The 8,230-nt window shown below is 70.1% G+C and carries 8 protein-coding genes; 3 read left to right on the top strand and 5 right to left on the bottom strand.

Annotated features, from left to right (window positions below):
* Together NJ4_RS07110 and lpdA are read right to left on the bottom strand one after the other, a co-directional pair.
* The coding region (locus NJ4_RS07110; RefSeq protein WP_305082633.1) for a biotin/lipoyl-containing protein at positions 1 to 712 on the bottom strand (712 nt) is incomplete at its 3' end.
* A gap of 49 nt (positions 713 to 761) precedes the next feature.
* Complete coding sequence (lpdA, locus tag NJ4_RS07105; RefSeq protein ID WP_245644493.1) at positions 762 to 2,156, bottom strand: dihydrolipoyl dehydrogenase; 1,395 nt, start codon at positions 2,154 to 2,156, stop codon at positions 762 to 764.
* Positions 2,157 to 2,268: 112 nt separating this feature from the next.
* Here lpdA and NJ4_RS07100 point away from each other — a divergent pair, with 112 nt between their 5' ends.
* Together NJ4_RS07100 and NJ4_RS07095 are read left to right on the top strand one after the other, a co-directional pair.
* A complete protein-coding gene (locus NJ4_RS07100) occupies positions 2,269 to 2,619 on the top strand; it encodes a hypothetical protein (RefSeq protein ID WP_067432266.1) in 351 nt (116 codons plus the stop codon).
* Positions 2,616 to 3,455 (top strand): NYN domain-containing protein, encoded by an 840-nt coding sequence (locus NJ4_RS07095; protein WP_082748266.1) that lies wholly within the window; start codon positions 2,616 to 2,618, stop codon positions 3,453 to 3,455. Before NJ4_RS07100 ends, NJ4_RS07095 begins: the two co-directional genes overlap by 4 nt.
* 71 nt (positions 3,456 to 3,526) lie before the next feature.
* Here the strand turns inward: NJ4_RS07095 and NJ4_RS07090 are convergent, their stop codons facing one another.
* Positions 3,527 to 5,068, bottom strand: a complete 1,542-nt coding sequence (locus tag NJ4_RS07090; protein WP_067432270.1) for a leucyl aminopeptidase — start codon at positions 5,066 to 5,068, stop codon at positions 3,527 to 3,529.
* A 32-nt stretch (positions 5,069 to 5,100) separates the two neighbouring features.
* Between NJ4_RS07090 and gcvT the strand changes: the two genes are divergently transcribed.
* Complete coding sequence (gcvT, locus tag NJ4_RS07085; RefSeq protein WP_067432263.1) at positions 5,101 to 6,228, top strand: glycine cleavage system aminomethyltransferase GcvT; 1,128 nt, start codon at positions 5,101 to 5,103, stop codon at positions 6,226 to 6,228.
* Between the two features lie 109 nt (positions 6,229 to 6,337).
* Here the strand turns inward: gcvT and NJ4_RS07080 are convergent, their stop codons facing one another.
* Both NJ4_RS07080 and NJ4_RS26595 read right to left on the bottom strand, forming a co-directional pair.
* Positions 6,338 to 7,126 carry an adenosylcobinamide-GDP ribazoletransferase gene (locus tag NJ4_RS07080; RefSeq protein WP_217996792.1) on the bottom strand — a complete coding sequence of 263 codons (789 nt, stop codon included), beginning with the start codon at positions 7,124 to 7,126 and terminating at the stop codon, positions 6,338 to 6,340.
* 52 nt (positions 7,127 to 7,178) lie between these two features.
* A partial coding sequence (locus tag NJ4_RS26595; protein WP_067432260.1) for a bifunctional adenosylcobinamide kinase/adenosylcobinamide-phosphate guanylyltransferase occupies positions 7,179 to 8,230 on the bottom strand: 1,052 nt, incomplete at its 5' end.

The raw sequence follows: 8,230 nt of genomic DNA, 5'->3' as shown, positions 1-8,230 counted from the left end.
CCTGGGCGGCCGGGGCCTGGGCGGCCGGCGCCTGGGCAGCCGGGGCGGCACTGCCGTCGCCGATCATGGCCAGCACCGCGCCGACCTCAACGGTCTCGTCCTCTGCGACCTTCTGTTCGAGCAGCTGGCCGGCGACCGGCGAGGGGATCTCGGTGTCGACCTTGTCGGTGGAGACCTCGAGCAGCGGCTCGTCGACCGCGACGTCGTCACCGACGTTCTTCAGCCAACGGGTGACGGTGCCCTCGGTGACCGACTCACCGAGCTCGGGGAGCTTCACCTCGGTGCCGGAGCCACCCGAGTTGCCGGTCTCGGCTGCCGGGGCCGGCGTCTCCTCCTTGGCCTCCGGCTGCTCGGCCGGGGCCTCCTCAGCAGGGGCCTCCGGCTGCTCGGCCGGGGCCTCCTGGGCAGCGGGCTGCTCGGCCGGGGCCTCCTCTGCGGGAGCCTCGTCGGCGGAGGCAGCGCCGCCGCCTTCACCCTCGTCACCGATCACGGCCAGGAGCCCGCCCACCTCGACGGTGTCGTCCTCGTTGGCCTTGATCTCGAGCAGGGTGCCGGCGACCGGCGAGGGGATCTCGGTGTCGACCTTGTCGGTCGAGACCTCGAGCAACGGCTCGTCCATGGCCACCGAGTCGCCGACCTGCTTCAACCAGCGGGTGACGGTGCCTTCGGTGACGGATTCGCCCAGCTCCGGGAGGGTGACTTCGGTGGCCATGTGTTTCCTTCGCTCGAATCTTCTGTGGGTCGTCTGTTCGGATCTTGGGTCAGGCGTGGGCGTGCAGCGGCTTGCCGGCCAGGGCCAGGTGAGCCTCGCCGAGGGCCTCGTTCTGGGTCGGGTGCGCGTGCACCAGGGGAGCCACGTCCTCGGCGTACCCCTCCCAGTTGTAGATCAGCTGGGCTTCGCCGATCAGCTCGCCGACGCGGGCGCCGACCATGTGTACGCCGACGACCGGGCCGTCCTTGCGGCGGACCAGCTTCACGAAGCCGGCGGTCTTGAGGATCTGGCTCTTGCCGTTGCCGCCCAGGTCGTAGGTCAGTGACTCGACCTCGCCGTACTTCTCCTGGGCCTGCTCCTCGGTGAGGCCGACCGAGGCGAGCTCGGGATCGGAGTAGGTCACCCGAGGGATGCCGGTCTCGTCGATCACCTGAGGCGAGAGACCCGCGAGCTCCTCCGCGACGAAGATGCCCTGCTGGAAGCCGCGGTGGGCCAGCTGCAGGCCGGGGACGATGTCACCCACGGCGTACACACCGGGCACGTTGGTGCGCAGCCGCTCGTCGGTGGTGACGAAGCCGCGGTCCATGGCCACACCCACCTCGTCGTACCCGAGGCCGTCGGTGGTCGGGCCGCGGCCGACCGCGACGAGGAGTATCTCGGCCTCAATGGTCTTGCCGCCCTCGACGGTGACCACGACCCCGGAGTCGGTGGTCTTCACCGACTCGAAGCGGGTGCCGGTCAGGAAGCTGATCTTGCGCTTGCGGAACGCGCGCTCGAGCACCTTCGACGACGCGGCGTCCTCCGCGGCGACGAGCCGGGGGAGCGCCTCCACGATCGTCACGTCGGCGCCGAAGGACTTCCAGACGCTGGCGAACTCACAACCGATGACTCCGCCGCCGAGGACGATCGCCGAGGTGGGGACCCGGTCGAGGCGGAGTGCCTGCTCGGAGGTCATCACCAGCTCGCCGTCGATCTCCAGGCCCGGCAGTGATCGCGAGTAGGAGCCGGAGGCCAACACCACGCTCGTGCCGGTGTACGTCGTGCCGGCGACCTCGACCGTCGTCGGGGAGGTCAGCCTGCCCTCGCCCTCGACCACGGTGATGCCGCGGGACTTGATCAGCCCGGTCAGCCCCTTGAAGAGACGGGAGACGACACCGTCCTTGTAGGCGTTGACCCCGGCCATGTCGATGCCCTCGAAGGTGGCCTGGACCCCGAACTGGCCGGCCTCCCGGGCGCTCTCGGCGACCTCTGCTGCATGCAGCAGGGCCTTGGTCGGGATGCACCCCACGTGGAGGCACGTGCCTCCGAGATTGCCCTTCTCGACCAGGGCCACGGTGAGCCCCAGCTGCGCGGCACGCAGGGCACAGGCGTAACCGCCCGAACCAGCCCCGAGAATGACCACGTCAAAGGTGTTGCCGGCGTGCGGGTTGGCCGCGTCTGCCACGTTGTCCTCCACTCCTGATGAAACGACGTCGCCCATCTTTGCACTAACCCGATGAGACCCGACACCACCCTTCTTGCCGACGGGATGTCGCACAGTGCGTCACACTGTGCGCATGGGTTTGTTCGACCGATTCCGACGCGGCTCGCGAAGCAGCCGCCCCACCGGCGGTGCTCGCACCGGCTCGACCACCGTGCGCGCCGCCAACGCTGCCGATGAGCAGCACCTGCACGACTTCGTCACGACGCGTCGCGGGGTGGAGGGCTTCGTCGAACCACGCACGGCGGTCAGCGACGTCACCTTGCTGCTGGTCGCCCATGACGGCGAGTGGACCCGCCGACGCGTGCCGTCGGTCCAGTGGGCGCACACGTTCGCGAACAAGCACGGCGTTCCGTCGTACGACGCCGCGGTGGTCGGCATCCCGCAACGCATGCGCGACTACAACCGCCGGATGAAGAACCAGTGAGTGACACCGGCGAGCGGCGCCGCATCGTGCTGCTGATCGATGCCGACAACGCCCAGGCGAGCAAGGTCGACGTCGTTCTCGACGACCTCGCCAACGAGGGAGAGGCACGCACCCGACGGGCATACGGCGACTGGGACGACTCGCACCTCAACCACTGGAAGGCCGTGCTCCACGAACGGGCCATCCGGCCGGTGCAGCAGTACGCCCTCACCAAGGGGAAGAACGCCAGCGACATCGCTCTGGTGGTCGATGCGATGGACCTGTTGCATCGCGATCAGCCCGACGCCTTCGGCCTGATGTCCAGCGACGCCGACTTCACGCCACTGGTGATGCACTTGCGCGAGCGAGGCGCCGACGTCTTCGGGTACGGCGACTCGAAGTCACCCGCACCCTTCGTGAACGCGTGCACGAAGTTCCTTCACCTCGACAAGATTGTCTCGACCGAGGACGTCGACGAGCCGTCGGACCTCGCTGCGTCCGCAGGCACGACCCGCGTCCCCACGCCCAAGCTGCGCGGCGACGCGGCCCTGGTGAAGCTCCTCCGTGATGCGGTGTCAGGCACCGCCGACGAGTCGGGGTGGGCGCGGGCCTCGGCCATCGGCCAACGGATCCGCAACCAGTCGTCGATGGACCCGCGCAACTTCGGGTACCAGCGGGTGACCGATCTGCTCCGGGCCACCGAGCTCTTCGAGAGCCGTGACGATTCCACGTCGGCAGTCGCGTTCCGCGATCGTCGTCACCCCAGTGAGAGCGTCACACCGGCGAAGAAGACCCAGCCGGAGAAGGCGCAGCCGAAGAAGTCTCAGCCGAAGAAGGCGCAGCCCAAGAAGGCGTGAGCCCCGGACGGGTCTCACGCGCTCCTGTCGTGGCCCCGACGTGCTGCCGGTGTGCGCAGCTGTCGGTGTGCTCAGGCGTCGGCGGGCGCAGTGTCCTCAGATGCTGCCTCGGCTCGCGCGGCCACGAACTCCACCATCGTGGCGACACCGAACCCGGTGCCGCCCGGCGACGTGTAGCCGTGGGCGCCGCCGGTGTTGAAGCCGGGGCCGGCGATGTCGAGGTGCGCCCAGGGGAGTCCGTCGGTGAACTCGCGCAGGAACGCGCCGGCGAACAGCCCGCCGCCCCATCGCACGGCGTCGTGCTGGGCGAGATCGGCGACCTTGCTCGACGTGATGCGCTCGGACATCTCCTCCGGGATCGGCATGTGCCACATCGCCTCACCGGCGGTCTTCGCGGCAGCCTCGACCTGCTCGACCGCCTCGTCGGTGCCCAGGAGCCCGGCCACCTTGTCACCGAGCGCGACCACCATGTGACCGGTCAGCGTCGCGATGTCGACGATGACGTCCGGCTTCTCCTCGGCTGCCATCACCAGGGCATCGGCCAGGATCAGGCGGCCCTCGGCGTCGGTGTTGGTCACCTCGACCGTCGTACCGCCGCGCACGGTCAGCACGTCGCCGGGTCGCATCGCGGCACCGGAGATCATGTTCTCGGCCATCGGTGCCCACGCCGTGACCTTGACCGGGAGACCGAGCCGGGCGATCAGGAACAGGGCCTCGATGACGCTGGCCGCTCCGGCCATGTCCTCCTTCATGGAGACCATCGAGGCGGCCGGCTTGATGGAGTAGCCGCCCGAGTCGTAGGTGATGCCCTTGCCGACCAGTGCGACGTGCTGGGTGGCGCCCTCGGGCTCCCAGGTCAGCTTCACCATGCGCGGCGGGGTGGCGGATCCGCCGCCGACACCCAGGATGCCGCCGCAGCCGTCGGCCTCGAGAGCCTTCTCGTCCCACACGGTGATGCCGATCTTCGGTGCGCCCCGGCCCTTGGTCAGCTCCGCGTGACGGGCGACGACCTGGTCGGCGAATGACGGAGGATTGAGGTCGTTGGCCGGCAGGTTGACCCACTGCCGGGTGGCGAGCTGCGCCTCGACGAACAGTTGCGCCCGTTCGAACTGCGCGGTCGCCTCCTGCTTCCGGGCGATGCTGCTCAGCACGACCACCTCGCCGGCCTTGTCGGACTCGGGCCTGGTGTCGCGCTTGTAGTCGGTGAACGTGTAGCCGCCGAGGAGGTAGCCCTCGGTGACCGCCCGCACCAGCTCGGGGGAGTCGGCCGGCAGCGCGACCGCGACCGAGGCTGCGTTGGTCACCGCACGCGCGGCGACCCCGGCGGCACGGCGTACGGCGGCCGGCGTCAGCTTCTTCGCGTCCCCCAGCCCCACCAGCAGCAGGAGCGGCGCGTTGATCGTGCCGGACGTCGGGAGCTTGGCGGTCTCTCCGGCGCGTCCGGTGAAGCCGAGACTCGAGAGCAACGGCTTGAACTTGCGGCCGTACGCCGCCGCGACATCCTCCCCACCGAGGGCGATGGTCGGACCCTTGCCGTCCTTGGAGACGCCGACGATCACCACGTCGGCTCGGGTCTTGGCGGGGCTTGCGCTACGGAGGGTGTACGTCGTCACATCGAGCACTGTAGTTGGGATAGGTTCGGCGCATGTCCGACGCATCCTCATTGCTCACCTCGCCCCTCCACGACCGCCACGTCGCCCTCGGCGCGAAGTTCTCCGAGTTCGGTGGCTGGTCGATGCCGCTGGAGTACGCCACCGGCGTCGTCAAGGAGCACACCGCGGTGCGTGAGGCCGTGGGCATCTTCGACGTCAGTCACCTCGGCAAGGCGATGGTCACCGGTCCCGGCGCGGCCGCCTACGTGAACGCGACCCTGTCCAACGACCTCGCTCGCATCGAGCCCGGCAAGGCCCAATACACGCTCTGCTGCGACGAGGCGACCGGCGGCATCGTCGACGACCTGATCGCCTACTACCAGGACGACGAGCACATCCTGCTCGTGCCGAACGCCGCCAACACCGCCGAGGTCGTCCGCCGGCTGCAGGCCACCGCCCCCGAGGGAGTGCGGGTGAGCGACCACCACGAGGAGTACGCCGTCCTCGCCGTCCAGGGCACGAAGTCAGACGAGGTGCTCGACAAGGTGGGCCTGCCCACCGGGCACGACTACATGTCCTTCGTCGAGGCCAAGCTCGCGGGCGACGAGTTCCAGGGGCTGGGGGTCGTGGTCTGCCGCACCGGCTACACCGGCGAGCGTGGCTACGAGCTGATCGCGAAGAACGAGATCGCCGGGGCCCTGTGGGACGCGCTCACGGAGGCCGGTGCCGAGTTCGGCATCACCGCCTGTGGGCTCGGTGCTCGTGACACGTTGCGCACCGAGATGGGCTACCCGCTCCACGGGCAGGACATCTCCCTCGACGTGACACCCAACCAGGGCCGGGTCGGCTGGGCGGTCGGCTGGAAGAAGGACGCGTTCTGGGGTCGCGACGTGCTGCTCGCCGAGCGCGAGAAGGGTGCGGCTCGCCAGCTGCGCGGGCTGATCGCGGTCGGGCGGGGTATTCCGCGGCCGGGAATGTCGGTGCGGCTCACGGCCGACGTGCCGCTGTGCGAGGTCACCTCGGGCACCTTCTCACCGACCCTGAAGAAGGGCATCGGCCTGGCCCTGGTGCCCACGTTCGTCGAGAACGGCGCCGAGGTCGCGGTCGACGTACGCGGTCGTCGCGAGGTCTTCACCGTCGTCAAGCCCCCGTTTGTGGACACCTCGGTCCGCGAGTCCTGACCCCACCTCTCCCCGTGCGACGCGGGGCCAACGGTCCACCCACGCGTGCAGTGACGAGGCTCGGACGACCCACAGCACCGCACAGGTGTCGGCGTACGACGGCCGCCGGTCAGGCGGCGATCAGGGTGAGGACGAGGCTGGCCGTGAACGTGACCTCGACGGCGGCGCCGTAGACGTCGCCGGTCACCCCGCCGAAGCGCCGGCGGGCGTGGAGCGCGAGGAGCACCCCGGGAACCAGGGCGCCCAAGCAGGCCACGGCCAGCCTGACCAGAGTTGCCCCATCGAGCAGGAAGCTGTCGACGAGGCTCGGCACCAGCACGGCGCCGGCGACCGCGACGAGTCCCAGGGCCACCACGGCGCCGAGCGTGCCGACGCTGGTCGCCACGGTGGCGCCGAGCCCGTCGGGACGAGCCGCCGGAAAGAATCGTGTGCACACCAGGGGAAGGACGCCGCGACTCACCACCAGCGCCAGGGCAAGCGCGCCGGGCCCCCACCACATGGTGATCGCCTGGGCCAGGGCAGCCGCCTGCACGAGCAGGACGACGACCAGGGTGACCACGCCGAACGGGCCGATGTCGGACTGCTTCATGATCACGAGGGCGGCCGCGTCGCGTCTTCCGGATCCCAACCCGTCGGCGACGTCGGCCAGGCCGTCGAGGTGCATGCCGCGGGTGAGCAGGGCCAGAGCCCCGAGCACCAGTGCGGCCAGGACGAATCCGCTCAGCCCCCAGTCCTGGTCGACCGCCAGCCACAACGGTCCGGCGGTGAACAGGGCCAGCAGCGCCCCGCCCAGTGGAGCGAGCACCATGGCGCGCCCGGCCACCCGCCGGTCCACGTGCGTGGGCGCGGGCACCCGAACCGAGGTCAGGGTGCCCAGCATCAGCCACAGTGCGTTCACCGCGACTCCTCGTGGGCGGCCGAGGCGGGTCGACCGCTCGGCGGTAGCGCGCTCACAGCTGGACCACCCGCCCGGCGACGCACCAGCGCACGTCCTCGGTCTCGGCGCTCAGCCGACTGTTCAGGCGACCCATCTCGTCACGGAACCGACGCAGTGAAGCGCGATCGGGCACCAGCCCCTGCCCGACCTCGTTGGTCACGGCGACCACCCGGCGGCGGGTCGTACGCCAGGCGGCGACGAGCTCGGTCACCTCGTCCTCGACGGCTTTGCCGGCGCGCAGCTGCCACGTCTCGTCGTCCCAGGCATCGTGTCGGTCCATGATCCGGGTCAGCCACAGCGTCAGGCAGTCGACCAGCAACGGACCACCGTCCACACCGAGCAGTCCGACCAGGTCGAGGGTCTCGACGGTGGTCCAGTGCTGCGGCCGCTGCTGTTGGTGCAGGCGCACCCGCTCGACCCACTCCGGGTCGTCCGAGCGCGGGTAGGACGTGGCCACGTAGGTCACGTCGTCGTCGGACGCCAGCAGACGCTCGGCCTCCGTCGACTTGCCGCTGCGGGCACCGCCGATCACCAGTGTCCGGCCGGTGTGCCGTGGATCGCTGTCACCTGGTGACTGTGATCCACGGTCTTCTGGGGCGGCGACGGTCGACCGGAGCTCGGTGCCGTCAGCAACCACGCGGGCGTCGTACGCCGCCAGACGGCGTGACAGCTCCGGCGTCGGCGGGTTGTGGTGCGAGAGGTGCACGGCGACGACGTCGGTGCCGGCCGTGATCGCACCGACGCCACGCAGTCGACGGACCTGCTCGGCGAACGAGGGCAGGTCGAGGTGGTCGGTGCCATGGGTGGTGAGGTCGCCGAAGGTCTGCTCCAGCAGCACCACGTCGTACGACGCACCCGCGGTGGCGGTGATCGTCGAGTCGGGCAAGGGGCCGGTGTCGGTCGCATACAGCACCCGACCGCTCGGCGCGCTGACGTCGAAGAGCACCGCCTCGGGGGTGTGCCGCGCAGCGAGAACCCGCACGACACCTCCGGTCAGCTCCAGCGAGTCGCCGGGAGCGACGGCGTGGAAGCGCACGTGGGTGTCGGGGGCCAGCCACTGGCGGG

Origin of the sequence: Nocardioides jensenii JCM 1364 = NBRC 14755, from assembly GCF_001552535.1 — a bacterium.
In the GTDB taxonomy this organism is placed as follows: Bacteria; Actinomycetota; Actinomycetes; order Propionibacteriales; family Nocardioidaceae; genus Nocardioides; species Nocardioides jensenii.
The sequence above is the reverse complement of the archived record's forward strand: the minus strand, read 5'-3'. Positions and strand labels throughout refer to the sequence as shown.